Here is a 25,751-nt window from a genome sequence, read left to right on the forward strand (position 1 = left end):
GCTCGCGAGGGAGATCGCCCGTGCCCATCATCCCCGTCGTCAAATCCAGCGCGATCCTGCGCTCGATCGCCTTCTATACCGAGGTGCTGGACTTCGAGCTCGTCGGCGTCTGGCCGGAACCGGCCGATCCGGCCTTCTCGATCCTGATGCGCGACGAGGCGGAGTTGCACCTGTCCAGCCATTCCGGCGACGGCGCCTATGGAGGATCGGTCACCGTCCTGACCGATGAAGTCGATGCCTTGTTCGTGCGATTCAAGGCACGGGGGCTGGATACCTCGGCCAAACCGGACTCGCCGATCCACCAGGGACCGACGGATCAGACCTGGGGCACGCGGGAGTTCTGCGTCGATGATCCGGACGGCAATCGGGTCTGCTTCACGCAGCGGCCGTAGCACGCGCCCGACGCGCGATCCGCACGAACCGGCCGGTCAGCAGGGTCGAGGAGACCAGGCTGGCGATGATCACGGCCCACACCAGGCCGTCGACGCCGATCTGGTGCGCCAGCACCCAGCCCAGCGGCATCATGATCCCGCCATAGGCGACGAAATGCATGACGGTCGGCCACCAGACGTCGCCGGCCGCACGATTGGCCTGGGCCGCCACGACCTGAATGCCGTCGGCGACGAAGAACAGGGTGGCCAGCACCACGGCGGGCGCCGCGATGGCCAGAAGCGCCGGGTCGCGGTTGTAGGCGCTGACCAGCAGGTGGGCGCTGGGCCAGACCACAATGGCGACGATCAGGGTCAGGGCCGTGACCACGCCGATGCCCACAAGCCCGGCGCGCAGCACGGCCTCGCTCTCGCCCCTGCCGTAGGCTCGCCCGACCAGAACCGCCGTTGCCGACGACAGGCCCATGGGCACCATGAAGACGATGGCCGAGATGTTCAGCACCACCGCCCAGGCGGCGGTCTCGTTGGCGCCGAGCTGGCCGGCGATGAAGGTCATGGCGGCGAAGGCCCCGACCTCGATGAAATAGGACGAGCCCCCGCCGTAGCCGATCTTGCGCTGCTCGGCGGCGGCCTTGGGATCGGGCGTCGGCTTGGTGAAGATCCCCAGCGCCCGCGCCTCGGGCAGACGGACGATGTAGATCACGAGGAAGATGGCCAGGGCCGCGCGCGCCGAGAAGGTGGCCCAGCAGGAGGCGGTGGCGCCGTGCAGACCGAGACCGAGGCCGAGGATGTCGGGCACCAGCAACAGGTTCAGCGCCAGGTTCACCGCATTGGCCACCCACATGGCGACCATGCCGGGCTTGGGCTTGCCCAGCGCCTCGAGGAAGAACTGGCCCGCGACCGAGACCAGATAGGCGGGCATGGACAGGGCCAGAACGATCAGGGCCGGCCCGGCGCCCTCGGCCAAGCCGGTGTCGAGGTGCATCTGCTTCAGCAGCCAGGGGCCGGTGACGATCAGGGCGATACAGGCGGCAATGCCGATCTGCAGCGCATAGACGAGGCCGCGCCGTAGGACCGCGCCGACCTCCGCGCGCCGCCCCTCGCCCAGCATCCGGGCGGTCATGACCTGGACGCCGAACAGCAGGCCCACGGCCGTCACCACGATGATCGAATGCGGCGCCCAGGCCAGCGAATGGAAGGCCAGTTCGCGCGAGGCGTAGTTGCCGACGACGATGGCGTCGGTCAGCCCCATGGTCATGATGCCGATGCGCGCCAGCACCACTGGCCAGGCCAAGGTCAGGAGTTCCTTGGTGGCGGAACGGGTGGCGGGAGACAGCATGGGAGTGAGCAGGTCTTAGGGCTTAGGGAGTAGGGCTTGGGGGCAGGCGGAAGGGCGGCTCTCTTCTCACACCGGGTGCTCGCCGCGAACCCCGAATATCCTGATGGCGAGCACGACGCGCCTAATCCCTAAGACCTAAGCCCTACTCACCAAACCCTACCAGACGCCGAGTTCGCGGAGTTCCTTGGCCAGATCCTCCGGCACGTCGCCGGCGTCGATCCGGCTGAGGTCGACCGGCGCGTCCTTGGGCTCGAAATAGCGCCAGCCCTGGAAGGGACGGCGGGCCAGGGGCGCGGTGCGGATGACCTCGGGGGCCAGGGTGATCTCGCAGCGGGCGGTCTGGCCCTCCCCTTTCGTCGTGATGTCCAGGATCGGTTGGCGGCACAGGACCACGCCCTTGATGACCCAGTAGAGGGAGCCGCCGTCCTCGATCTCGGTCGCGCGCTTGGGCGTCATCCGGGTGTGGACGATCAGGGGGGCGCCGGTCGCGGCGCGGGTCTCGAGCCACTCCACGTCGGACACGCCGACGCAGAGCTTGATCATGTGCAGGGGCATGGGCGGGAGTTAGGCGTTCGCCTCGACCTTCGCCAGCACGGCGTCGGCCCCGACCTGATCCCCGACCGCATAGCCGATCTCACCGACCACGCCGTCGAAGGGCGCGGTCAGGGCGTGCTCCATCTTCATGGCCTCCAGCACGATGATCGGCTGGCCCTTGGTCACCACGTCCCCGGCCTTGGCGGGCGTGGCGACGATCTTGCCGGGCATGGGCGCGCGGAGTGCGCCGTCGGAGGCCGGACCTGCCCCACCTTGTGCGGCCTTGGCTGGAGCGACGGAAAGCGCGTCCCCACGATCAAAGATCACGGTGTCATCACCCACAGCGGCGTAGGCGAAGTGGCGCTCACCGATGACCAACTCGTTGGGGTGATAGCTGACCTGCACCTTGAGCGCGTCGTCCCCTTCTCCAACCAGCCAGGACCAGTCTCCCGACATGGCGGACAAGGCGTTCCGCGCGACACGCTCGCCGCCGACCGTCGCGTGAATGACGGAACGACGGCGTCCGTTGAGGCGAAACCCACCGACGCCCTTCTCACCGTCCCAAGGCGTGAACGGTTCGCGCGTGACCTGTTGATTTTCGTACATCCGCTCTTCGGCCAGCAGCGCGACGGCGGCGGCTTCGCGAACGTCATCGGGCGCGAGCATCAGCGTGTCGGCCTCGGTCGCGATCAGACCCGTGTCTACCTCGCCGGTCAGGAAGCGCTGATGCCGCAGTAGTCGGTTCATGAATCCGGCATTGGTCCTCACCGGCCAGACCTCGACCTCCGCGCAGGCGTCGGCGAGGGCTTCGGCTGCCTGCTCACGCGTCTCCTCATGCACGATGAGCTTGGCGATCATCGGATCGTAGAACTGGCTGACTTCGCCGCCCTCGAACACCCCGGTGTCGATGCGGATGTCGTCCGGCAGGACGAAATGCTCGAGCTTGCCGATCGACGGCAGGAAGCCGTTCGACGGATCCTCCGCATACAGACGGGCCTCCATGGCCCAGCCGTTCATGGGGATGTCGGCCTGTTTCAGCGGCACGGGCTCTCCGGCCGCCGCGCGGAACTGCCATTCGACCAGATCGACGCCGGTGATGCTCTCGGTAACCGGGTGTTCGACCTGCAGCCGGGTGTTCATCTCCATGAACCAGATGCGGTCGGCCTTCAGCCCTTCCGAAGCGTCGGCGATGAACTCGATGGTGCCGGCGCCGACGTAGTTCACGGCCTTGGCCGCCTTCACGGCCGCCGAGGTGACGGCCTCGCGCGTCGCGGCGTCCATGCCGGGGGCCGGGGCCTCCTCGATCACCTTCTGGTGGCGGCGCTGGAGGGAGCAGTCGCGTTCGTACAGATGCACGACTTCGCCGTGGCTGTCGCCGAACACCTGAACCTCGATGTGGCGCGGCGACAGGATGTATTTCTCGATCAGGACCCGATCGTCGCCGAAGCTGGAGGCCGCCTCGCGCTGACACGAAGCGAGCGCGTCGAGGAAGGCATCGGCCGCATCGACACGACGCATTCCCTTGCCGCCGCCGCCCGCCACCGCCTTGATCAGGACCGGATAGCCGATGGCGTCGGCCTCGGACTTCAGGCGCTCCGGCGACTGGTCCTCGCCCATGTAGCCGGGGGTGACGGGCACGCCCGCCTCGACCATCAGCTTTTTCGCCGCGTCCTTCAGCCCCATGGCGCGGATCGAGGCCGGCGGCGCGCCGATCCAGATCATGCCGGCGGCGACCACGGCCTCGGCGAACTCTGCGTTTTCGGACAGGAAGCCGTAGCCCGGGTGGATGGCCTCGGCGCCCGCCTGTTTGGCGGCGGCCAGGACTTTCTCAGCGACCAGATAGCTCTCACGCGCCGGGGCCGGGCCGATCAGGATCGCCTCGTCCGCCTCTCGCACATGCAGGGCCTCGGCGTCGGCCTCGGAATAGACGGCGATGGTGCGGATCCCCATCCGCTTGGCGGTGCGGAAGACGCGGCAGGCGATCTCGCCACGATTGGCGACCAGGACGGATTTGAACATGGGGTTGGTTTAGTGCGGCACGCACCGATTGTCTCCTCCCCGTCCGAAGGATGGGGAGGTGGCGCGGCGCTCCTTCAGCGCCGTGACGGAGGGGGCGAGACGGTGCGTGAGGTGAGAGCTTGTGGTGCTCGCCCGTCGAGACCGAGTCGCCCCCTCCGTCAGCTCGCGAAGAGCTCGCTGCCACCTCCCCATCGCTGCGCGACAGGGAGGAGACGCGTTGATCGTCCTATTCCGCCCAGCGGGCCGGGCGCTTTTCAAGGAAGGCGCGGACGCCCTCCTGCCCTTCTTCGGAGACGCGGGCGCGGGCGATGCGTTTGGCGGTCTCTTCCATCAGGCCGTGGTCGATCGTCCGGCCCGCCATCTCGCGGACCAGACGCTTGGCCTCGCCCATGGCGCCCGGTGCGTTCTGGCTCAGGCTGTCGGTCAGCATGGAGACGAACTCGTCGATCGTGCCCTCGGGCAGGACCATGTCGATGATCCCGGCGTGGGCGGCGTAGTCGGCGTCGAAGATGTTGGCCGTCAGGAACAGCTGGCGCGCGCGGCGCGGCCCCACGGCCTCGATCACATAGGGGGCGATGGTCGCGGGGATAAGGCCCAGCTTGACCTCGGAGAAGGCGAACCGCGTCCCCTCGACCGCCACGGCCATGTCGCAGGCGCAGACGATGCCGGCGCCGCCGCCCATGGCCGAACCCTCGACCAGGGCGACCGTCAGGGCCGGAATGTCGTGCAGGGCCTTCAGCATCTTCGCCAGCCCCATGGCGTCGTCGCGGTTGTCGCCCTCGGACCAGTCGATCGCCGACTTCATCCAGTTCAGATCGCCGCCCGCGCTGAAGGTGCCGCCCGCCCCACGGATGAAGACGACCCGCACATGGTCGGCGCCGTGCAGGGTCTCGAACGCCTCGAACAAGGCGGCGATGGTCGCGGCGTCGAAAGCGTTCTTCTTCTGCGGCCGGTTGATGGTCACGAAGACCACGCCGTCGGTGGTCGAGTCGATCTGGACCAGATCGTCGTTCGCGTCCGGCGCCGCGTCGGGCACCAGCGGATTGACGATGGCGTTGATCTCGGCGGCCTCGGCGTCGGTGATGTCCAGCGCGTTCAGGTCGGATTCAGTGGGCTTGTCGGTCATTCAATAGGTTCCTGGCATCGGACATAGACTCTGGCGTCGAAGTCCGAAGTGAAGGTCAGCGCCTGCAAGTCTGGAGATAAAAGCATCGTCGTCGGATTGTCCGCCGACCCTTGAGGCTTGTTCTCGCTCATCGCCCAACGAATATCAGCAGCCAAACGCCACACTGGAGGGGGTGGTTCGAAAGCAATTTCCAACACCTCACCCTGAGCGTTCGGATGCGCGACTGAGTTTGACGTCACGACCAACCTCCCGGCCTCGTTCAGGCAGGTGCCCGAGCTTTCCGCCCAAACGCCTTGGAACGGCTCCGGCATGACCTTTGGATCGGCAGCGCAACCGGCGAAAGACCCAATGATCAGCATGGCCAGGACAAGTTTGCGCATAGACGGCGTCACATCCTGAACACGCCAAACGTCGTGTCGGGTATGGGCGCGTTCAGCGAGGCCGAGATGGCGAGACCCAGCACGTCGCGGGTCTGGGTCGGGTCGATGACGCCGTCGTCCCACAGGCGGGCGGTGGCGTAGTAGGGATTGCCCTCGTCCTCGTACTTCTGGCGGACGGGCGCCTTGAAGGCCTCGGCCTGGTCCGGGGTCCAGCTGTCGGCGTCGCGATGGACAGTGGCGAGGACGCTGGCCGCCTGTTCGCCGCCCATGACGGAGATGCGGCTGTTCGGCCAGGTGAAGAGGAAGCGCGGGCTGTAGGCGCGGCCGCACATGCCGTAGTTGCCGGCGCCGAAGCTGCCGCCGATCAGTATGGTGAATTTCGGCACCGAGGCGCTGGCGACGGCAGTGACCAGTTTGGCGCCGTCCTTGGCGATGCCGCCGGCCTCGTATTTTCCGCCGACCATGAAGCCGGAGATGTTCTGCAGGAAGACCAGCGGGATCTTCCGCTTGCAAGCCAGTTCGATGAAGTGGGCGCCCTTCAGCGCGCTCTCACTGAACAGCACCCCGTTGTTGGCCAGGATGGCGACCGGATAGCCCCAGATGCGGGCGAAGCCGCAGACCAGGGTCGTGCCGTACAGCGGCTTGAACTCCTCGAACTCCGAGCCGTCGACCACGCGGGCGATGACCTCGCGCACGTCATAGGGGGCGCGGACGTCGTCGGGGATCAGGCCGTAGAGCTCGGCCGGGTCCAGCGCCGGCGCCTTCGGCTCGCGGATGTCCATGTCGACGCGTTTGACGCTGTTCAGGTGCCCCACGATGTCGCGAACGATCTCCAGGGCGTGCTCGTCGTTCTCCGCGACATAGTCGACGACGCCGGACTTCCTGCCATGGGTCTCGGCACCGCCCAGTTCCTCGGCCGAGATGACCTCGCCGGTGGCGGCCTTCACCAGGGGCGGACCGGCCAGGAAGATGGTGCCCTGGTTGCGGACGATGACCGTCTCGTCCGACATGGCCGGGACATAGGCGCCCCCGGCGGTGCAGGACCCCATGACGCAGGCGATCTGGGGAATGCCCTTCGCCGACATGTTCGCCTGGTTGAAGAAGATGCGGCCGAAATGGTCGCGGTCGGGGAAGACCTCGGCCTGGTGCGGCAGGTTGGCCCCGCCGGAATCGACCAGATAGACGCACGGCAGGTTGTTCTGTTCGGCGATCTCCTGGGCCCGCAGGTGCTTCTTCACCGTCATCGGGAAGTATGCGCCGCCCTTCACCGTCGGATCGTTGGCGACGATCATGACCTCGCGGCCCGAGACGCGACCGACACCGCAGATCATGCCCGCGCCGGGCGCCTCGTCGCCATACATGCCGTTGGCGGCGAGCTGGCCCACCTCCAGGAAGGGCGAGCCGGGGTCCAGCAGGCGTTCGACCCGGTCGCGTGGCAGAAGCTTGCCGCGCGAGACGTGGCGGTCGCGGCTGGCGTCGGAGCCTCCCCTGCCCGCCTTGGCGACCCGCTCGCGCAGCTCGGCGTTCAGGGCGGTGTTGTGGGCGTGCAGCGCCTTGAAGCTCGGCGACTGCGGATCGATGGAAGAGGTCAGCTTCGGCATGGGGCGAGGTTTAGGGGGGAATGAGACGGGCGGGAAGTGAGCTTCCTTCTCCCCTTGCGGGAGAAGGTGGCCGCGAAGCGGACGGATGAGGGGTACGGGGACGCAGACGGGATGTGGCCGGTGCTTACCCGGCAAGAGCGAGTTTCACCCCTCACCCGCCGGCGCAAGGACGATCGCTACGCTCTCGTGCGCCGCCTCCCTCTCCCGCAAGGGGAGAGGCTATTTCCTGAGCATTCGGTCCTTGGCCGCGTTCAGCCGAGCGGCCAGACCTTCGGTGCCGCCCTGATCCGGATGCGCCCGCGCCATCAGCCGGCGCCAGGCGGCGTTGACGGCCTCCGGGGTCGCGTCGATGGGCACGCCGAGGATCGACGCGGCTTCGGAGAGCCCGACGTCTTCCGCCCGCTTCGGCGCGACACTGCGGATCCGCGAAGACACCGTCAGCCACAGCCCGGCCCCGACCAGGGCGGCCCCGCTGATCCACGCTCCCTTCGACAACGCCAAGGCCCCGCCCGCCAGCAGCACGGCGGAGATCAGCGTCGCCGCCACCCGCCATTGTCCACGACGGGGTCCCTCGGTCTGGCGACCCAGCCGGACGAGCGCCCAGACGCCGATGGCGACGAGCACCAGCCAGATCAGGCCCACGGGAAACCTCGGGTCAGGCGGCGGCGTCGAGCGCCGGCAGCGTCGCCGCGTCCAGACCCAGCGACTGCATCAGGTTGCGCATCTCCTGACGCGCCGCGACGTGGGCCAGTGACACGGCCACGGGGCGCACCTCGTTCGACAGGTCGGCGACCGTCAGGCCGAAGGGGAAGAGCTCGCGATAGATGACCCGGTCGCGCAGACCCGGCCCGACGCGGAAGCCGACCCGCTTGGCCAGTTTCAGCATCCGCTCTTCCAGACGTTTGCGGTTGCGGGCCTCGGCCACGGCCAGGCGATTGGTGATGACGACCCAGTCGATGGCGGCGTGACGGCCCTCCTTGATGGCGCGGACCTTCCTCGCCTCCCAGACGGCTTCCGAATAGGTGGAGGGCTTCAGCAGCTCCAGCGTCACCGGATCGACGGCGCCCAGCATGTCGAAATCGACGAAGCTGTCGTTCATGGGCGTGACGATCTGGTCCGCCTTGGCGTGGGCCGCGCGAGCCAGGGGCGTATCGCCGCCGGGGGTGTCGATCAGGATGACGTCGGCGTCCTGGGCTTCGGCGAAGGCACGCTCGAAGGTGGCGATCTGCTCGGCTTCGTCGGCGCGGGCCAGGGCCTTGCCGTCGCCGAGGTCCGGCTCGGACGGCATGGGCAGGGTCACGCCGTTGGCGGCGGTCCAGGCGGCGCGGTGGGCGAAGAAGTGGCTCATCGACCGCTGACGCAGGTCGAGATCCAGGATGGCGACGCGGCGGCCCGCGTGCAGCAGTCCCGCGACGATGTGGATGGCCAGGGTGGACTTGCCCGCCCCGCCCTTTTCATTGCCGACGACGATGACCTGAGGCTGCGTCATGGAGGTATCCGATAGCTGGCGACGACCGACTCACTCGCCGATCCCCATGGTTCGCCAGAATCGTGGCCGACGCCGCTTTCGTCAACGAAAGGTTAATTGGAGGCTGTGGATGGGACAGCACAGCCTTCTCCCTCCCCCTCGGGGGAGGGTGGTCGGAGCCGTAGGCGGAGACCGGGTGGGGGCGGCCAGGCAAGGCCCCACAGGCATCGTCGCTTGGTCGCCTTGCCGCCCCCACCCCGTCGCTTCGCGACGACCCTCCCCCGAGGGGGAGGGAGAATCTCTTAGCCCCTCCGCATGCACCCCAGCTTGGCCGCGTCGGCGGCGCGGCAGACGGCGCGAGCGGCGTCGACGGGGGCGGAGACCTTGAGCCGGGTCAGGCTGCGGCCGTCGACCTCGACCGCCTCGAAGACCGGGGTCAGTTCGGCCACGCCGTGGCCGGCGTCGGCGATCCGGCCCCAGGCGCGCTGGGCGGCGGCGGCGCTGGCGAAGGCGCCGAGCTGGAGGGTGGTGCGGGCGACCTCGGGCGCGGGGGTCAAACGACGGGTCGGCATCTCGGCCGAGACTCGCTGGACCACGGCCTCCGTCACGACCGGCGCGGCGGCCTCGATCACGGCGGGGGCTGCGGCCGCGACCGCGCCGCGCAGGCCGGCGTCGCGGGCGTCCCAGAGTTCGTGCGGGCTCATGACCTCGACCTTGAGCGCGCCGGGCGCTTCGCCGACGGCGAGCGCGGGACGAAGCCCGGCCTCGGCGGCGGTGCGGACGGGACGGGCTCCGCCATCCAGGGGGATGTCCGCGACATGCTGGGCCATCGACTCAAACCGGTGCGGGTCGCCCTCCACCAGACTGCACGACGAGGTCGCGAGGCCGGCGAGACCGAGGAGCACTGGACGAAGCATTCTGCTGGGCGTCATAAGCCCCTCATAGCCCGGCAGGTTTTTCCGCCCCGTGCACGAACAGCCTTAAGTCGAAGGGTTAATACGGTAAGCATGAGCGACAACCCTCCTCCCCTGCCTATCGCGCGAACCGTCGAAGCGTTGCGTGCGACCGTGCGCGACTGGAAGCGCCATGGCTTCACCGTGGGCTTCGTGCCGACCATGGGGGCGCTCCACGAGGGGCATCTGACCCTGGTGCGCGAGGCCGGACGGCGAGCGGACAAGGTGGTCGCCAGCGTCTTCGTCAATCCGACCCAGTTCGCCGCGCATGAGGACCTGGGCACCTATCCGCGTCGCGAGGCGCAGGATGCGACGCTGCTGGCCGGGGCCGGCTGCGACCTCTTGTTCGCCCCGACCGTGGACCAGATGTACCCGGAGGGCTTCGTGACGGCCGTCAGCGTCGGCGGGCCGTCGCAGGGGCTGGAGACCGACTTCCGCCCGCACTTCTTCGGCGGGGTGGCCGTGGTGGTGGCCAAGCTGCTGAACCAGGTCCAGGCCGACGTCGCCGTCTTCGGCGAGAAGGACTATCAGCAGCTGATGGTCGTGACCCGAATGGCCCGCGACCTCGACATCCCGACCCGGATCGTGGGCTCCCCCACCGAGCGGGACGGCCACGGCCTCGCCCTGTCCTCGCGCAACGCCTATCTGTCCGAGGACGAACTGGCGATCGCCCGCAGGCTGAACGGCGTCCTCGCCGAGGCGGCCATCAAGGCGGCGGACAAGCGACCTTTGGCGGCGGTCGAACGCGACGCCTATGCCGAGATCCTGAAGGCGGGATTTCAGCGCGTGGACTATGTCGCCGTGCGCCGCGCCGACGATCTGGCGACCTTCCCCAACGGCGTGGTCGACGGACCGGCGCGCATCCTGGTCGCGGCCTGGCTGGGCAAGACCCGGCTGATCGACAACATGCCCGTCTGACTTGGGGCGGTCTGATCCGCCTGACACCCTCGTGAATTGACGCAAGCGGCGCCGTGGGGCCTCCTCCGAAGAACGGGGGAATCTAAAATGACAAGAACACTCATCGTCGCGGCCTGCCTCGGCGCAGCGGCCCTTCTATCCGCCTGCCAGCTCGGCGAGACCACGGCGACCGGGAAAGCCGATGTCAGCGACGGCCCGACCATCGTCGCGGCGACCGACATCGCGGCCGGCCGCTATGCGGTGATGATCGGCGGCTGCAACGACTGCCACACGCCGCGCTACGCCATGACGGGCGGCGCCGAACCGGCCGAGGCCGAGTGGCTGAAAGGCTCCAACGAGCCCCACTCCGGCCCCTGGGGCACCAGCTACGGCAAGAACCTGCGTCTGACCGTGGCCGGGCACTCCGAGGACGAATGGGTCCATCTACTGGAGACAGGGATCAGCCTGCCGCCCATGCCGTGGCCCAGCGTTCGCGCCATGTCGGAGGCCGACAAGCGCAACATCTATCGCTACATCAAGTCCTTGCCGGGCGACCCGGGCCAGCCTTCGCCGGCCCCGTCGATCGCATCAACGCCGCCGGCCTAGCCGATCGCGCCGACGCAGCCCTCGGCGTCGCCGGGGGTCAGGTCCGCATCGGTCAGGGCCAGGGTCCAGCCGTGGTGGGTGTTCAGGCCCCAGCGACGCGCGCCGCCGCCGTCGCCGGCGTCACCACCGGCCGAGACGACCACGCGACGCCCTTTCGGCAGGGCGGCCGGATCGATCTTGCCCACGGCCAGAGAGGTCGGCTGACCGCCCGCCGCGCCGAAGCCGTCGAAGACGCTCAAGCTGGACCAGTCGCGACGCAGGCCGACCCACCAGGGGTCCTCGGTGTTGACCGCCAGCACGGCCACGCCCTTGCCCTCTGCGGCGAAGGCCAGGGCGGCCTGCGGGTCGCGGACCATGCGGATCGCGGCGGCCGTGCCGAAACGGTGGCGGGCGCCGTCGAAGGCTCGGGTCGGATCGACCGGCGCCCAGACCTGGACCTGAAGCTGGCCCTGACGCGCCAGACCCCAGCCGACGATCTCGCGCCACAGGCCTTCGACGGCGACGGCGTTCTCGGGATCCGCCTTGGCCATGACGCGGCTGAGGACGGTCTGCTCGCGGTCGGGGCGCAGCTTGGTGTGCGGGCCGTGCGGGGCGTCCTTGGCCTGACCGACCTTGGCGGCGATGGCGAGGCGGCGCTGGAACAGGGCCAGGATCTCGTCGTCGACCAGATCGATTTCGTGACGCAGGGCGGCCAGGGCCATCTGCTCGGGCGACATGTCTTCGGGATTCATTTCGGGCCAGACTTGCTGGAGGTTCGAAGCGGGCATGGTTTGGTGGCTTTCACGGGATGCGTTTCGATGAAGGGCGAATGGGTGCGCCGCCGCCCTGGTGAAGGGCGGTCGCCGGCGAGGCTGTCAGGAGCGAAGGGTGCTCGAGGCCTCAGCCGGCGTATCGAAAGCCGTAGAAATAGCCGCCAAAATAGGAGGCAGCCGCGCGCGAACGGAGCGAAAGGGTCGAAAGCGAGGCGCGCAGCGGGGACATGGGTCGAACCGGTTATTCGGATCGTTGGCGATCCGTACCCCTTAAAACACGCAAGCTTCGTGCGGCGTCAACCCGGTTCGCGGGCCAGAAGAACAAATCGCGTGCGATTGTCGTCCGAATCCTGAAGGTCGTTGCGCAGAACCACCAGACCATAGACCTCGGCCGCCGCGACCGGGGCGATGGCGGCGCGGGTGCGGTCGCCGCTCTCGGCCAGTTCGCGGGCCGCGCCGGCGGTGTCGAAGGCCTCGACGGCCGGGAGGCCCAGATGTTCAAGCGTCCTGGCGCACTGACGCAGCGCCGCCGGATGGCTGGCCACGCTGCGGATCTGGTTCAGTTCGATCTCATCCACAGCCATCAAGGCCATGCGGATCGGCCGCCAGACGTCGCCCCGCACCGGCAGGCCCGAGGCGGCGACCAGGGTCGCGGCCGGTTCGACGACGCCGATAGTCGAGTTCTCGACCGGGATCAGGGCGCAGTCGCAATCGCCGGATTGCACGGCAGAAATCGCCTCGTCGAAGGTCTCGAACCCGACGTGCTCGTCCCACGGACGCAGCTCCAGGCAGGCCTCGTGGCTGAAGGCGCCGGGTGCGCCCTGAAAGGCGGTGCGCCCTCCCCGGTCGTCGCCGGCCGGCTTGCCGACGTCGCCCGTCGTCATGCGGCTTTGGACTTCGACAGACGGCCGGTCTTCAAGCGTTCAGCCACCAGGAAGGCCAGCTCCAGCGCCTGATCGGCGTTCAGGCGCGGGTCGCAGTGGGTGTGGTAGCGGCTGGACAGGTCGTCCTCGGACACGGCCGTGGCCCCGCCCAGGCACTCGGTGACGTTCTGGCCGGTCATCTCCAGGTGGACGCCGCCGGGGTGGACGCCCTCGGCCTCGGCCACGTCGATGAAGCCCTTCACCTCGGCGAGGATGCGGGAGAACGGGCGGGTCTTATAGCCGTTCGAGGCCTTGATGACGTTGCCGTGCATCGGGTCGATCGACCAGATGACCCGCTTGCCGTGCTCCTTGGCCGCCTTCATCAGGCGCGGCAGACGGTCGTGAACCTTGTCCGAGCCGAAGCGACCGATCAGCGTCAGGCGACCCGGAATGTTGTCCGGATTCAGGGCGTCGATCAGGGGCAGAAGGTCGTCCGGCTCCATGGTCGGGCCGCACTTGACCCCGATGGGGTTCTTGATGCCGCGCATGAACTCTACGTGGGCGCCGTCCAGCTGACGCGTGCGCTCGCCGATCCACAGCATGTGGGCCGAGGTGTCGAACCAGTCGCCCGACGCCCCGTCCAGGCGCGTCAGGGCGCTCTCGACGTTCAGCAGCAGGGCCTCGTGCGAGGTGAAGACCTCGACGCGGCTCAGGTCGGGATGGGTCTCGGGCGTGACGCCGACCGCCTCCATGAAGGCCAGGGCCTCGGCGATCTTCTCGGCCAGCTCGCGATACTGGGCGCCCACGCCGCCGTCGGCGAAACCCTGGGTCCAGCGGTGGATGTTGTAGAGGTCGGCGTAGCCGCCGCCGGCGAAGGCGCGCAGCAGGTTCAGGGTCGAGGCCGACTGGTTGTAGGCCTTCAGCAGACGCTGGGGATCGGGGATCCGCTCTTCCGGCGTGAAAGCCGAACCATTGATGTTGTCGCCGCGGTAGGACGGCAGGGAGACGCCGTCGATCTCCTCCACCGGGGACGAGCGCGGCTTGGCGAACTGGCCGGCGATGCGACCGACCTTCACCACCGGCTTGCGGCCCGCGAAGGTCAGGACCACCGCCATCTGCAGGATCAGGCGGAAGGTGTCGCGGATGTTGTCGGTCGAGAACTCCTTGAAGCTCTCGGCGCAGTCACCGCCCTGAAGCAGGAAGGCGTCGCCAGCCTCCACCTGGGCCAGTTTGGCGGTCAGGCTGCGCGCCTCGCCCGCGAAGACCAGCGGCGGGAGGGCGCGCAGTTCGTCTTCGACGGCGGTAAGGGCGCGCGCGTCCGGATAGTCCGTCGGCATGTGCACGACGGGTTTGTTTCTCCAGGATTCAGGGGTCCAGCGCTTGGTCATGCCCGCAAGATAGGCCTCTCGCGCTTGCGAAACAACAAAGGCTGTCTCCTCCCCGTTCGCTTCTTTGCGAATGGGGAGGTGGCTCGGAGCGAAGCGTAGAGACGGAGGGGTTCTTTCCGCGTGCACGAAGAACCCCTCCGTCAGTTCGCAAGGGCTCGCTGCCACCTCCCCACTGCGTGGGGAGGAGACGGATTAGCCGGCGTTTGTTTCCTGGGACTGTTTGACCTTCAGGGTCACCAGTTCCTCGGCCATGGTCGGATGAACCGCGCAGGTGGCGTCCCACTGGGCCTTGGTCAGGCCGGCCTTCACGGCGACGGCGGCCAGCTGGATCATCTCCGGCGCTTCGGGACCCACGATGTGGACGCCGACGACGCGCTGGGTGTCGACGTCGACCACCAGCTTCATCAGCACCCGCTCGTCCGAGCCGGTGAAGGCGTACTTCATCGGGCGGAAGCGGGTCGCGTAGATGTCGACGCCCTTGGGACAGGAGTGCCGCGCCTCGGCCTCGGTCAGGCCGACGACGCCGACCGGCGGCTGCGAGAACACCGCCGTGGCCACGGCCTCGTAGTCGAAATGCTGGGGGTTGTCCTTGTAGACCGTCTCGTGGAAGGCGACGGCCTCGCGGATGGCGACGGGGGTCAGGTTCATCCGGTCGGTGACGTCGCCGATGGCCCAGATGTTGTCGGCGGTGGTCTTGGACAGGCTATCGACCTTGATCGCCCCCTTGTCGTCCAACTCGACCCCGGCGGTCTCCAGCCCCAGGTCCACGACGTGCGGGACGCGGCCGGTGGCGAACATGACAACGTCGGTCTCGATCTCCATGCCGTTCTCCAGCACGTTGACGATGCCGGTCGTGGTCTTCTTCAGCTCGGTATGCTGGCAGCCCAGGATGATCTTGATGCCGCGCTTCTCGATCTCGTCGGCGAGATGGGCGCGCACGTCGTCGTCGAAGCCGCGCAGGATGTTCGGCCCGCGATAGATCAGGGTCGTCTCGACGCCCAGCCCGGCGAAAATGCCCGCGAACTCCACCGCGATATAGCCGCCGCCCGCGATCAGGATGCGTTTGGGCAGTTCCGGCAGGTGGAAGGCCTCTTCGGAGGTGATGGCGTGCTCGATGCCCGGCATGGTCTCCGGCGCCCAGGGCCGGCCGCCGGTGGCGATCAGGATCTTCTCGGCCGTGATCGTCTGGTCCTTGCCGACGATCTCGACGGTATGGGCGTCCTTCAGGACCGCGCGACCGTGGACCAGATCGACGCCCGCCTTGCCGAGGTTGGCGGCGTAGATGCCCGACAGGCGAGCGATCTCGACATCCTTGGCCTCCAGGAATTTCGGCCAGTCGAAGGACGTCCCCTCGAACGACCAGCCGTAGCCCTCGGCGATCTCGAGGGCGTGGCTGACTTCGGACGCCATGACCATGAACTTCTTGGGCACGCAACCGCGCACCACACAGGTGCCGCCGATGCGGAACTCCTCGGCGATGGCGACCCGCTTGCCGCCCAGCGCCGTCAGACGCGCCGCCCTCACCCCGCCTGAACCCGCACCGATGACGAAGAGGTCGTAGTCGTAGTCGGCCATGGGGATCCCGAAGTAGACGAAAAACACAGTCCGAAGCGTGCGAAGAGTCCGAAGCGTTCGGATCACGGACCATGCGGCGGCCCGGATTTAGGGTGCCGTCGCCGCCCCGGCAATGCGGCGCGCGGCCTTTCGGCCACGCCACCGCGTTGAGATCGTCGCACTGGCGCAACTCAGGATCGATGTTAGCGTCGCGGTGGGAACAGTTCAGGAGACGATTGGATGCTCAGCTTCGCCACCCTGGCCATGATGGCCGTCCTGTCGACAGAGGCGGACGCCAACGCCGCCCTCAGCGCCCGCACCCTGACCCAGCCGGTCGTGACACAGGACCTTCAGGCCAACGAGTCCATCCGTCTGGAGGACATCGAGGTCACCGGGCGTCCGCTGACGACCCTGATCGACACCTTCGTGGCCGAGGTCGCCGCGCCCGCCGGGCGTCGAAACCTGGCGCGGTGGGACGAACCGATCTGCGTCGCCGTCGTGAACCTTCAGGACGCGCCCGCCCAATACATCGCCGATCGCGTCTATGCCGTGGGGGCCGATCTCGGCCTGTGCCGCGGCGGGCGGGATTGCCAGCCCAACGTCGTGATCGTCGCCTCCGACGAGCCCGACACCCTGGCCCAGACCATGACCGCCAGGGTGCCGCGATCGTTCCGGCCGGGTGGATCGGGAATGGATCGCGGCAACGGGGCCCTGGAGGCGTTCAAACAGTCCGACGACGCGGTTCGCTGGTGGACCGTCAGCATGCCGGTCGATTCCATGACCGGACAGCGTGCATCGCGGATCCCCGGCGAGTGCAGCGGCAACTGCAGCGTCGCCGGCCAGTTCGCGCCGAACATCTTCATGCTGGCGTCCAGAGTGACCACCCAGATCGTCGACGAGATCGTCAAGACCGTCGTTATCCTGGACATCGACAAGGTCGCCGAGGTGTCGTCGCAACAGCTGGTCGATTACATCTCCATGGTCGTCTTCGCCCAGATCGACCCGCGCGCGGACACCAGCACCTATTCCTCGATCCTGAACGTCTTCGACACGCCCTACGACGCCACTGGCCTGACCCAGTGGGACCGGGCCTATCTGGAAGGTCTGTATCAGGCGCAGCGCGCGCAGCGTGGTCCGGCCGCGGCTCGCGACGAAATCGCCAACTCCATTCGCCGCGCCCATACGCGGTTGAGCAGCGTCGAGGAGTAGGAACGCGCCGGCGCGGCGTGGCGGTCAGGGCAGCCTGATCTCCACGCCCGCGTCCGTGCCGATGATCGCCTCGTCGGCGAGGTCGAGGAACAGGCCGTGCTCGACCACGCCGGTGATCAGCTTCAGATCGTCGGCGAGGCGGACCGGGTCGTGGATGGCCTGGCATTTGGCGTCATAGATGACGTTGCCGCCGTCGGTGCGGACCACGCCGCGATCGGCCTGACGCAGGCGCGCCGGCATCTGGATCTCGTGGTCGATCAGGACGTCGGCGATCCGGTTGCCCGTCGTCTTGTGACCGAAGGCGACCACCTCGATCGGCAGGGGGAAGGCGCCCAGGATCGGCACCACCTTGGCCGCGTCGGCGATGACGATGCAGCGGCTGGACGCCTCCCACACCAGCTTCTCGCGCAACAGGGCCGCGCCGCCGCCCTTGATCAGGGCCAGACCCGGCCCGACCTCGTCGGCGCCGTCCACGGTCAGGTCGATCTTCGACACATCCTCCAGCGTGACCAGAGGCAGGCCCAGTTCGCGGGCCAGATCGGCGGTCTTCTCCGAGGTCGGCACGCAGCGGAGACCCGACAGGTTCCGCGCCGCCAGGGCCTTCACGAACCAGGCCGCGGTCGAGCCGGTGCCCAGGCCCACGACCATCCCGGCCTCGACCCGCTCGGCGGCGGCCTCGCCTGCGATCTGTTTCTGATGGTCGCTCACTTCTTCGCCGCCTTCTTGGCCTTGGCCAGTTTGCGGAAGGTCGCCGCGGCGCCCTCCTTGTTGACCTGAACCCCGCGCGCCAGGGCCAGGGCGTCGGCCGGCACATCCTTGGTGATCACCGAGCCCGATCCGACCAGGGCGCCCGCGCCGATGGTCACCGGCGCGACCAGGGCCGAGTTGGAGCCGACGAAGGCCCCCTCGCCCACCACTGTCCGGGCCTTGTTGAAGCCGTCGTAGTTGCAGAAGATCGTGCCCGCGCCGATGTTCGCCCCCGCCCCGACCGAGCCGTCGCCCAGATAGGACAGGTGGTTGGCCTTGGCGCCCGGCTCCATGCGGACGTTCTTCACCTCGACGAAGTTTCCGACCTTCACGTCCTCGCCCAGATCCGCGCCGGGACGCAGGCGGGCATAGGGGCCGACCTCCGCGCCCGAGGCGACCACCGCGCCCTCGACATGGCTGAAGCTGCGGATGCGGGCGCGCTCGGCGACCCTGGCGCCGGGGCCGAAGACGACGAAGGGTTCAATGATTGATCCGGCGCCCACTTCCGTGTCCCAGGCGAAGTGGACGGTGCCCGGCGCCGACATGGTGACGCCTGCGGCCAGGAAGGTTTCGCGCTGGACCTTCTGGAACAGGGCCTCGGCCTGCGCCAGCTCCCCTTGCGCGTTCACCCCCATGACGGAGTCCTCCGACGCCATGGTCACTCGGGTCGGTTCGCCGCGCTTGCGGGCCAGTTCGACGACATCGGTCAGGTAGTATTCGCCCTTGGCGTTGTCGTTGGTCACCTCGGCCAGCAGGGAGAAGAGCAGACCCACTGGCGCGGCCATGACACCGGAATTACAGTTGGTTATGGCCAGAACTTCGGGTGATGCTTCCTTTGCCTCGGTGATGGCGGTCAGGGTCTCGCCGTCCATGACCAGACGACCGTAGGCGCCGGGATCGGCCGCCTCGAAGCCGATGACCGTGACGCCGTCGGACTTCTCGAACACCGCCTCGATATCGTGGGCGCGCAGCAGGGGCACGTCGCCGTAGGTGACCACCACCTGCCCCACGAAGTCGCCCAGCACGGCCTCGGCCGCCCGAACCGCATGGCCGGTGCCCAGCGGCGGGTCCTGCACCGCGATGGCGTCCTCGCCCAGCCGCTTCACGACATGGGCCCGGACCTCCGGCGAGTGCGATCCGACGACCACCACGATCCGTTCGCAGCCCAGGGCCTCGGCCGCATCGATGGCGTGGTCCAGCATGGCGCGGTGACCGACCGGGTGCAGCACCTTGGGCAGGGGCGATTTCATCCGCGTCCCCTGCCCGGCGGCGAGGATGATGGCGGCGCGTGCGGAAGGTGTGGTCATGAATCGGTCCGGCGGCTAGTCACGCGCCGTGGTCTAACCCATCGGGCGGCCGGACGGGAGAAGAACCATGATCGAACGCGACCTCGAAGGCTGGACCATCGGCTTCGACCTGGACGGCACGCTTGTCGAAACGCATCAGGATCTGGTCGGCACCCTGAACCGGATGCTGGTGATCGAAGGCCTGCCGCCCGCCCCGATGGAGAGCGCGCGAGAACTGATCGGCGGCGGCGCCCGCGCCCTGCTGAAGCACGGCTTCGAGCTGGCCGGCGCCTCGGCCGAGCGCGCCGCCTCCCCCGAACTGTTCGACGCCTTCATCGCCGACTACATCGACCATATCGCCGACCACTCCGCCCCGTTCGAGGGCGTGGTCGAGACGCTGGAGACCCTGGCCGAGCGCGGCGCGACCCTGATCGTCGTCACCAACAAACGGTCGGACCTGTCCGAACTGCTACTCGGCAAGATCGACCTGACCAAGCATTTCGCCGCCATCGTCGGCCCGGATCGGGTCTCGGCGCGGAAACCCTCGGGCTGCCATCTGGTCGAGGCGGTGAAATCCGTCGGCGGCGATCCGGAGCGGGCCATCATGGTCGGCGACGCCTCGCCCGACATCGGCTGCGCCCGCGACGCCGGCATCCCCTCCATCGGCGTGACCTTCGGCTACACCCCGATCCCGATGGAGGAGCTGGAGCCCGACATCATCGTCGACGCCTTCGAGGACATCGAGGAAGCCGTCGATATGATCGTGGTCGAACACTATGTGGCGCGGGCGCTGAGCGAGGCTTGAAGCCTAGCCTATCCACGACGAACAATTGCGTAATCCGACACCTTCACACGCTGCTCTGCGATGGCCTCAGCAATAGAAAGTCACAAGCGATCTTCGCTGCTCATCGCCATTCTGACTTCCTGATCGCGCATTCGAGCCCCCATCTCCGCGTCCATTATTCTTGCACGCTCCGCTCGCACGCGATCACGCCATTCATCAATATCGGCGGCCGTGTGAGAATAGCGGAAGTCACGAGCTATATGGTGACCTACCTCATTTAGCGACGGCAGCAGGAAATGGCCTTCCATCACCACAACGCCGTCCACCGTTGAGTTCCGACTACCAACATGTCCGTGAGCAATCTGATTTCTCATTAGCGCAAGACGATCTAACGCCTTCATGGCTGCGCGAATTTCACCTAATTCTGCGCTTGTGAAACGTTCTTGATATCGGTTCAGAGCAACGAGAAGCATCCGACTGCGAACTGAACGGGAACCAGCCACGTAAGTATCAAATGCAGTGGGCTCGACCTTTGAGCAGAGAAAGCTAAACACGCCCATCAAAACGTCCTCGGCTGCCTCCCACCAGCTCAGCGCGAGACCAACAGACAGATAGATGTCCTGCGCACTCTCTGAACCTCGACGAGGCTTTGGAGTGTCACTCATCGGGAACCTCTCATCCGCATGTTATGCTTTTCTCGCATCAAACGACGCCCGCGACGCCTCGATCCGCTCCAGGTTCTTCTCCGCCCAAAGCCAGACGCCGCAAAAGGCCTCCGCTAGGCTGAACCCCAGGTCGGTCAGCCTATACTCCACCTTGGGCGGGATCACCGGATGCACCGTGCGGATGACCAGGCCGTCGCGCTCCATCTGGCGCAGGGTCTGGGTCAGCATCTTCTGGCTGATGCCCTCCGACAATTCGGCCAGACGGGTGAAACGCAGCTCGCCATGCTCGACCAGCACCTCCAGAACGATCATCGTCCACTTGTCGGCGACCCGGCCGATGACCTCGGTGACGAGGGCCTCGACGCGCGGATCGACGGGCGGGTGATCGAAAATCGGCGGGCGAACGGCTGGCGCGGTCATTTCTTACTCTTGGGTGCGTACAGAACTTTCGGGTGCCTACTTCCCGATGGAGAGTGTCGGGTATAGCTGATCCTTCATCGGTTTTCACCCCTTGAGGAGACACATCATGGATACCGCCAAAGACACCGTCCTGATCACCGGCGGCGGCACCGGACTGGGGCGCGGCCTGGCCGAGGCCCTGCATGCGAAGGGCGCCAAGGTCATCATCGCCGGCCGCCGCGCCGAGGTGCTGAAAGAGGTCGCCGACGCCAACCCCGGCATGGCCTGGTACACGCTGGACGTCGCCGATCCGACCGACATCACCGCCTTCGCAGCCAAGATCACGGCCGAGCATCCCGACCTGAACACCGTCGTCTCCAACGCCGGGATCATGAAGGCGGAAGGCCTGTCGAAGGGCGATTTCGACATCGCGAAGATGCAGGAGATCGTCGACATCAACTGGTGGGGCACGGTGCGATTGGCCAGCGCCCTCCTCCCTCACCTGCTGACCAAGCCCGCCGCGACCTTCGTGACCGTGTCGTCGGGCCTGGCCTTCGTGCCCCTGGCCTTCACCCCCACCTATTCGGCGACCAAGGCGGCGATCCATTCCTGGAGCCAGTCGCTGCGACATCAGTTGCGGGACACCAACGTCAAGATCGTCGAATGGGCCCCTCCGGGCGTGGCGACGGACCTGATGCCCGGCCATGCCGAGGATCCGGCCTCCATGCCGCTGGCCGACTTCATCAGCGAGAGCGTGGGCCTGTTCGAGGCCGGGCATGACGAGGTGCTGGTCGAACGGGTCGGCTTCCTCAGGAACGCCGAGGCGCGCGGCGACTACGCCAAGACCTTCGGCATCGTGAACAGCCACCACCGCCCGCTGGACTGAGGTTTTCTAAAGCGAACATCAGAATTCCTGCGCCGCCGCGTCGTTGCGGCGCAGGGATGCGGCGAACATGTTGCGGGTCCCTCCCCGAAAGCCGCCTGAATGTTCGCCAGATTCTTCGCCATCCCCCTGTGGCAACGCACCGCCGCCGGGTTCGCCCTGGGCATTCTCGCCGGCCTGATCCTGAGAGAACAGGCGACCGTCTGGCTCCAGCCGATCGGCGACATCTATCTGAACCTGATCCGGATGGTGGTCGCGCCGCTGGTGCTGTTCACCATCGCCTCCTCGATCGCCAAGCTGGGCGAAGGGGCCGGGGCGATCCGGCTGGGCGCGCGGACCATCCTGTGGTTCGCCATCACCTCCCTCCTGGCCGTTCTGGTCGGTTTCGCCTTCGGCCATCTGATCAATCCCGGCGTCGGTCTGGCCAACCTGCCGCTGGGCGAGGTTCGCGAGCGTGAGATCCCGACGCCGCTGGAGGTGCTGATCGGCATCGTGCCGACCAATCCCTTCGCCGCCCTGGCCGAAGGCAAGGTGCTGCAGATCATCTTCTTCTCGGCCCTGGTCGGGGCGGCCCTGGTCGCGCTCGGCGACCGCGCCCAGACGGCGCGGCGGTTCGTGGACGAAGGCGCCGCCATCGTCTTCCGCATCACCCGGTGGGTCATCCAGCTGACCCCCATCGGCGTGTTCGGCCTGATCGGTTCGGTGGTCGGCGGTTACGGCTGGGAGGCGCTTCTGCCGCTCGGCAAGTTCATCTTCGCCATCTACGCGGCCTGCCTGTTCCACATCCTGATCGTCTATTCGGGCCTGTTGAAGGTCCATGGCCTGGGCGTCCGCAGCTTCTTCCGGGGCGCCTTCGCCGCGCAGCAGACGGCCTTCGCCACCTCCTCCTCGCTCGGCACCCTGCCCATCACCCTGCGCCAGACCGTGGAGCGTCTCGGCGTGCCCCAGGCCTATGCGGCGTTTGCGGTGCCGCTCGGCGCCAATGTGAAGATGGACGGCTGCGGCGCCATCTATCCGGCCATCGCCTCGATCTTCATCGCCCAGTATTTCCAGATCGAGCTGTCGCTGACCCAATATATCCTGATCGGCCTGACGGCGGTTCTGGGCTCGCTGGGCACCGCGGGCGTGCCCGGCACCTCCATCGTCATGCTGACCCTGACCCTGTCCACGGCGGGCCTGCCGCTGGAGGGGATCGGCTATATCGTCGCCATCGACCGGATCATCGACATGATGCGGACGGCCACCAATGTGACCGGCCAGATGCTGGTCCCCGTCCTGGTGGCGAAGGAGGAAGGCATCCTCAATCAGGGCATCTACGACGGCCACGTCGCCTGGCTGCCGGGCGACCCGGAGGCGGAAACGCCGGAAGGCGTGCGCGCGGCGGGCATCTGACGCCACGCCAACCGTTGCTCCGTCGAGAAATCGCGATTACCGTCCGATTCACACGATTTATCGGGGGGGGATACGATGATCCGCGCATTCGCTCGCGCCGCGGCGCTTGGCTTCGGCCTCACCCTGCTGGCGACGGCGGCCCAGGCCGACGGGGCCATCAGCTACAGCCTTTCGGCCAGCGACCCGACCCTGTTCGGCAACGGCGTCCAGGTCTTGACCGGCAACCATCACTACAAGATCCTGAATTTCCAGCCGTCGGCCACCGGCAACTATGTCTTCGCCGACGAGTACGCCACCACGGCCACCGCGCCGATCGACGGGTGGATCTGCTTCCTGACCACCACACCGTTCAACCCCGCGACGACCAACCCGCTGAACGATCCGGCGGCCTGCAGCCCGCACATCGACGACAACGGGTCGGTCACCCTGACCGCCGGGGTCAACTACACGATCTTCGCCTCGTCCTACAGCAATGACGCCACGGGCGGTCCGGCGGTCTACAACTACACCGGCCCGGGCGTGCTGGTCGCGCCGGCGCCGGTTCCCACCCTGACGGAATGGGCGATGATCCTGCTGACCGGCCTGCTGGCCGCCGCCGGCGCGACCCTGCTCCACCGCAGACGCCAGACCGTCATCTAGCGGCTTGCACTCCCGTGAGGCGCGGGCTATGTCCGCGCCTCCCCGCCCTGGACCTTCCGAGTCTGGCGGGCCCGAGATGGATGCGTAGCTCAGCGGGAGAGCACCTCGTTCACACCGAGGGGGTCACAGGTTCAATCCCTGTCGCATCCACCATTCTCCCTCATTCCTGACGAGATGACGCCGAGGCATCACGCACGGCCTCGAACTCGTTGCCGGGCGTCCACAGCGGCCATTCGCGGTTGTTCGCCAGGTCGCGACCGACGCGATACAGCAGCTGCACATCCTGCGCCGCCCCCTCCATCGACCAGTCGGAGGACCATTCGTCGGTCGGCTGGTGATAGCGGTCGCGCACATAGGCGCGGCTGGCGTCGGACGCGCCGGTGAAGCCCGCCGCCGCGAACAGGGCCGGCACGCCCATCTTGGCCAGGGGGAAGTGGTCCGAGCGGTAGAAGGCGCCGACCTGGGGCGCGGGGTCGGGGATCAGCGACCGCCCCTCCTCCGACGCCAGATCGGCCAGCCTATTCTGGGCGTCGGTCTTGCCGAAGCCGATGACCACGATCTCGGACGAGGCCGGGCCGGGCAGCAGGCTGTCCATGTTGATGTTGACCACCGTGGTCTCCAGCGGCGCCAGCGGGTGCGCCGCGTAGTAGTAGGCGCCCAGCAGCCCCGCCTCCTCCGCCGCCCAGGAGACGAACATCACCGATCGTTCGGTGCGCGGCGCCTCGGCGTAGAGGCGGGCCAGCTCCAGCACCGCAGCCACGCCCGTCGCGTTGTCCACGGCGCCGTTATAGATGTCGTCGCCCGCCGCATTGGCCACGGCGCGGCCATAGGCGTCCCAGTGGGCGCCGTACATGACCGTCTCGTCCGGATGGCGCGTCCCCGGCAGGCGGGCGGCGACGTTGCGGGTGGTCAGGCGGCTGAACGTCTGGCCGAAGTCGAGCGACATCGTCACCCCGTTCAGCTCGACCGGGCGGAAGTCCGCGCCCTGAGCCGCCGTCTTCAGCGTCGCATAGTCGAGACCCGCCGCCTGCATCAGCCGCGCGGCCTGGGCCTGCTGGATCCACCCTTGCGCCTGCACCCGTTCGCGCTCCGGGTCGGCGCGGACGATGTCGAGGCCGGGCGCGGTGGAGGAGTTCTGAAGCGTGTTCCACGGATAGCCGGCCGCCGCCGTCTCATGGATCACGAAGACCGCCGCCGCCCCGCGCCGCGCCGCCTCCTCGAACTTGTAGACCCAGCGGCCGTAGTAGGTCATGCCCTGGCCGTCGAACTTGCCGGCCGTGGGGCTGTCGGCCGCGACCTCGAAGTCCGGGTCGTTGACCAGCATCAAGACGACCTTGCCGCGCACATCCACGCCCTTGAAGTCGTCCCAGCCGCGCTCGGGCGCGTTCACGCCATAGCCGACGAAGACCACCGGCGCGTCGGTGATGGTGATGTGGTTCGTGGGCCGGTGACTGTTGGAGATGATGTCCGTCCCGCGCTGAAGCGTGATCGTCTCCCCGCCCGCGTTCGCCGTGATGACGGCCGGCCCGTCCTGCACGAAGCGATTGATCGGCACGGTCTGGAAATAGGTCCCGTCGTCACCGGCGGGCTCAAGCCCCAGGGCCCGGAACTGTTCGGCGATCCAGGTCACCGACCGCTCCTCGCCCGGCGTGGTCGGCGCCCGGCCCTCGAAGTCGTCGCCCGCCAGAATAGCCGTGGCGGCGTTCAGACGCTCCGGATCGACCCGCCCCTCCTGGGCTACGGCGCCCGATGCGGACAACAGACAGGCGGCGAGGACGGCGAGGCTGACACGGGACACGGGCGGCTCATTGACTGCGAGGCGGAGGAATGGACCCTGCCCCGCCCGACCGACCGTGTCGAGCGATGGCGTTCCGCGCC

At 67.7% G+C, this 25,751-nt stretch carries 26 protein-coding genes and 1 tRNA gene; 9 read left to right on the forward strand and 18 right to left on the reverse strand.

Annotated features, from left to right (window positions below; all coding sequences use genetic code 11):
• Positions 1-20 precede the first annotated feature (20 nt).
• A complete protein-coding gene (locus tag ACETK8_RS12495; RefSeq protein WP_374036245.1) occupies positions 21-392 on the forward strand; it encodes a bleomycin resistance protein in 372 nt (123 codons plus the stop codon).
• Here the strand turns inward: ACETK8_RS12495 and ACETK8_RS12500 are convergent.
• The 9 genes from ACETK8_RS12500 to ACETK8_RS12540 all read right to left on the reverse strand — a co-directional run bounded on the left by ACETK8_RS12500 (position 376) and on the right by ACETK8_RS12540 (position 9,773).
• Positions 376-1,728 (reverse strand): MATE family efflux transporter, encoded by a 1,353-nt coding sequence (locus ACETK8_RS12500; RefSeq protein ID WP_374036246.1) that lies wholly within the window; start codon positions 1,726-1,728, stop codon positions 376-378. The two genes, ACETK8_RS12495 and ACETK8_RS12500, sit on opposite strands and share 17 nt — an antisense overlap.
• A gap of 156 nt (positions 1,729-1,884) precedes the next feature.
• Positions 1,885-2,283 carry a DUF1489 family protein gene (locus ACETK8_RS12505; protein WP_374036247.1) on the reverse strand — a complete coding sequence of 133 codons (399 nt, stop codon included), beginning with the start codon at positions 2,281-2,283 and terminating at the stop codon, positions 1,885-1,887.
• Positions 2,284-2,292: 9 nt separating this feature from the next.
• The gene (locus tag ACETK8_RS12510) at positions 2,293-4,281 is read right to left on the reverse strand and encodes an acetyl/propionyl/methylcrotonyl-CoA carboxylase subunit alpha (RefSeq protein WP_374036248.1); all 1,989 of its coding nucleotides are present in this window, start codon (positions 4,279-4,281) and stop codon (positions 2,293-2,295) included.
• 226 nt (positions 4,282-4,507) lie between these two features.
• Positions 4,508-5,407 (reverse strand): enoyl-CoA hydratase-related protein, encoded by a 900-nt coding sequence (locus ACETK8_RS12515; RefSeq protein WP_374036249.1) that lies wholly within the window; start codon positions 5,405-5,407, stop codon positions 4,508-4,510.
• A complete protein-coding gene (locus tag ACETK8_RS12520) occupies positions 5,404-5,787 on the reverse strand; it encodes a hypothetical protein (protein WP_374036250.1) in 384 nt (127 codons plus the stop codon). Before ACETK8_RS12520 ends, ACETK8_RS12515 begins: the two co-directional genes overlap by 4 nt.
• An 8-nt stretch (positions 5,788-5,795) precedes the next feature.
• Positions 5,796-7,388 carry a carboxyl transferase domain-containing protein gene (locus tag ACETK8_RS12525; RefSeq protein WP_374036251.1) on the reverse strand — a complete coding sequence of 531 codons (1,593 nt, stop codon included), beginning with the start codon at positions 7,386-7,388 and terminating at the stop codon, positions 5,796-5,798.
• Between the two features lie 219 nt (positions 7,389-7,607).
• Positions 7,608-8,030 (reverse strand): molecular chaperone DnaJ, encoded by a 423-nt coding sequence (locus tag ACETK8_RS12530; RefSeq protein ID WP_374036252.1) that lies wholly within the window; start codon positions 8,028-8,030, stop codon positions 7,608-7,610.
• A gap of 13 nt (positions 8,031-8,043) precedes the next feature.
• Positions 8,044-8,877: a division plane positioning ATPase MipZ gene (locus ACETK8_RS12535; protein ID WP_374036253.1), complete on the reverse strand. Its 834-nt coding sequence runs from the start codon at positions 8,875-8,877 to the stop codon at positions 8,044-8,046.
• A gap of 281 nt (positions 8,878-9,158) precedes the next feature.
• The gene (locus ACETK8_RS12540; protein ID WP_374036254.1) at positions 9,159-9,773 is read right to left on the reverse strand and encodes an SPOR domain-containing protein; all 615 of its coding nucleotides are present in this window, start codon (positions 9,771-9,773) and stop codon (positions 9,159-9,161) included.
• A 90-nt stretch (positions 9,774-9,863) separates the two neighbouring features.
• Here ACETK8_RS12540 and panC point away from each other — a divergent pair, with 90 nt between their 5' ends.
• Complete coding sequence (panC, locus tag ACETK8_RS12545) at positions 9,864-10,727, forward strand: pantoate--beta-alanine ligase (protein ID WP_374036255.1); 864 nt, start codon at positions 9,864-9,866, stop codon at positions 10,725-10,727.
• 87 nt (positions 10,728-10,814) lie between these two features.
• Entirely contained in the window at positions 10,815-11,312 is a 498-nt protein-coding gene (locus tag ACETK8_RS12550) for a cytochrome C (RefSeq protein ID WP_374036256.1), read from the forward strand.
• Here ACETK8_RS12550 and ACETK8_RS12555 read toward each other — a convergent pair.
• The 4 genes from ACETK8_RS12555 to gor form a co-directional block, all read right to left on the reverse strand.
• A complete protein-coding gene (locus ACETK8_RS12555) occupies positions 11,309-12,079 on the reverse strand; it encodes a chorismate mutase (protein ID WP_374036257.1) in 771 nt (256 codons plus the stop codon). The two genes, ACETK8_RS12550 and ACETK8_RS12555, sit on opposite strands and share 4 nt — an antisense overlap.
• A gap of 281 nt (positions 12,080-12,360) precedes the next feature.
• Positions 12,361-12,948 (reverse strand): prephenate dehydratase domain-containing protein, encoded by a 588-nt coding sequence (locus tag ACETK8_RS12560; protein ID WP_374036258.1) that lies wholly within the window; start codon positions 12,946-12,948, stop codon positions 12,361-12,363.
• Complete coding sequence (locus ACETK8_RS12565) at positions 12,945-14,315, reverse strand: class II 3-deoxy-7-phosphoheptulonate synthase (protein WP_374036259.1); 1,371 nt, start codon at positions 14,313-14,315, stop codon at positions 12,945-12,947. Before ACETK8_RS12565 ends, ACETK8_RS12560 begins: the two co-directional genes overlap by 4 nt.
• A gap of 192 nt (positions 14,316-14,507) precedes the next feature.
• On the reverse strand, positions 14,508-15,890 hold the full coding sequence (gene gor / locus ACETK8_RS12570; protein ID WP_374036260.1) for a glutathione-disulfide reductase: 1,383 nt from the start codon (positions 15,888-15,890) through the stop codon (positions 14,508-14,510).
• A gap of 219 nt (positions 15,891-16,109) precedes the next feature.
• Between gor and ACETK8_RS12575 the strand changes: the two genes are divergently transcribed.
• A complete protein-coding gene (locus ACETK8_RS12575; protein WP_374036261.1) occupies positions 16,110-17,078 on the forward strand; it encodes a hypothetical protein in 969 nt (322 codons plus the stop codon).
• A 24-nt stretch (positions 17,079-17,102) separates the two neighbouring features.
• On the opposite strand, the gene rpiA is transcribed toward ACETK8_RS12575, so the two are convergent.
• A complete protein-coding gene (gene rpiA, locus ACETK8_RS12580) occupies positions 17,103-17,726 on the reverse strand; it encodes a ribose-5-phosphate isomerase RpiA (protein WP_374039401.1) in 624 nt (207 codons plus the stop codon).
• A gap of 56 nt (positions 17,727-17,782) precedes the next feature.
• Positions 17,783-19,132, reverse strand: coding sequence for a bifunctional UDP-N-acetylglucosamine diphosphorylase/glucosamine-1-phosphate N-acetyltransferase GlmU (gene glmU, locus ACETK8_RS12585; RefSeq protein ID WP_374036262.1), 1,350 nt, complete (start codon positions 19,130-19,132; stop codon positions 17,783-17,785).
• Positions 19,133-19,199: 67 nt separating this feature from the next.
• Here glmU and ACETK8_RS12590 point away from each other — a divergent pair, with 67 nt between their 5' ends.
• Entirely contained in the window at positions 19,200-19,916 is a 717-nt protein-coding gene (locus ACETK8_RS12590) for an HAD-IA family hydrolase (protein ID WP_374036263.1), read from the forward strand.
• Between the two features lie 80 nt (positions 19,917-19,996).
• Here the strand turns inward: ACETK8_RS12590 and ACETK8_RS12595 are convergent, their stop codons facing one another.
• Together ACETK8_RS12595 and ACETK8_RS12600 are read right to left on the reverse strand one after the other, a co-directional pair.
• Positions 19,997-20,560, reverse strand: coding sequence for a hypothetical protein (locus ACETK8_RS12595; RefSeq protein WP_374036264.1), 564 nt, complete (start codon positions 20,558-20,560; stop codon positions 19,997-19,999).
• 21 nt (positions 20,561-20,581) lie between these two features.
• Positions 20,582-20,980 (reverse strand): winged helix-turn-helix transcriptional regulator, encoded by a 399-nt coding sequence (locus ACETK8_RS12600; RefSeq protein WP_374036265.1) that lies wholly within the window; start codon positions 20,978-20,980, stop codon positions 20,582-20,584.
• Between the two features lie 106 nt (positions 20,981-21,086).
• On the opposite strand from ACETK8_RS12600, the gene ACETK8_RS12605 reads away from it, so the two are divergent.
• The 4 genes from ACETK8_RS12605 (at position 21,087) to ACETK8_RS12620 (ending at position 24,026) form a co-directional block, all read left to right on the forward strand.
• Positions 21,087-21,845: an SDR family oxidoreductase gene (locus ACETK8_RS12605; protein WP_374036266.1), complete on the forward strand. Its 759-nt coding sequence runs from the start codon at positions 21,087-21,089 to the stop codon at positions 21,843-21,845.
• A 99-nt stretch (positions 21,846-21,944) separates the two neighbouring features.
• Positions 21,945-23,234, forward strand: coding sequence for a dicarboxylate/amino acid:cation symporter (locus ACETK8_RS12610; RefSeq protein ID WP_374036267.1), 1,290 nt, complete (start codon positions 21,945-21,947; stop codon positions 23,232-23,234).
• 75 nt (positions 23,235-23,309) lie between these two features.
• Positions 23,310-23,873 carry an IPTL-CTERM sorting domain-containing protein gene (locus tag ACETK8_RS12615; RefSeq protein WP_374036268.1) on the forward strand — a complete coding sequence of 188 codons (564 nt, stop codon included), beginning with the start codon at positions 23,310-23,312 and terminating at the stop codon, positions 23,871-23,873.
• Positions 23,874-23,951: 78 nt separating this feature from the next.
• Positions 23,952-24,026 (forward strand) — tRNA-Val (locus ACETK8_RS12620).
• Positions 24,027-24,033: 7 nt separating this feature from the next.
• Here the strand turns inward: ACETK8_RS12620 and ACETK8_RS12625 are convergent.
• Positions 24,034-25,671 carry a M28 family peptidase gene (locus tag ACETK8_RS12625; RefSeq protein ID WP_374036269.1) on the reverse strand — a complete coding sequence of 546 codons (1,638 nt, stop codon included), beginning with the start codon at positions 25,669-25,671 and terminating at the stop codon, positions 24,034-24,036.
• Positions 25,672-25,751 lie beyond the last annotated feature (80 nt).

Source organism: Brevundimonas staleyi, from assembly GCF_041893865.1.
Taxonomy (GTDB): Bacteria; Pseudomonadota; Alphaproteobacteria; order Caulobacterales; family Caulobacteraceae; genus Brevundimonas; species Brevundimonas staleyi.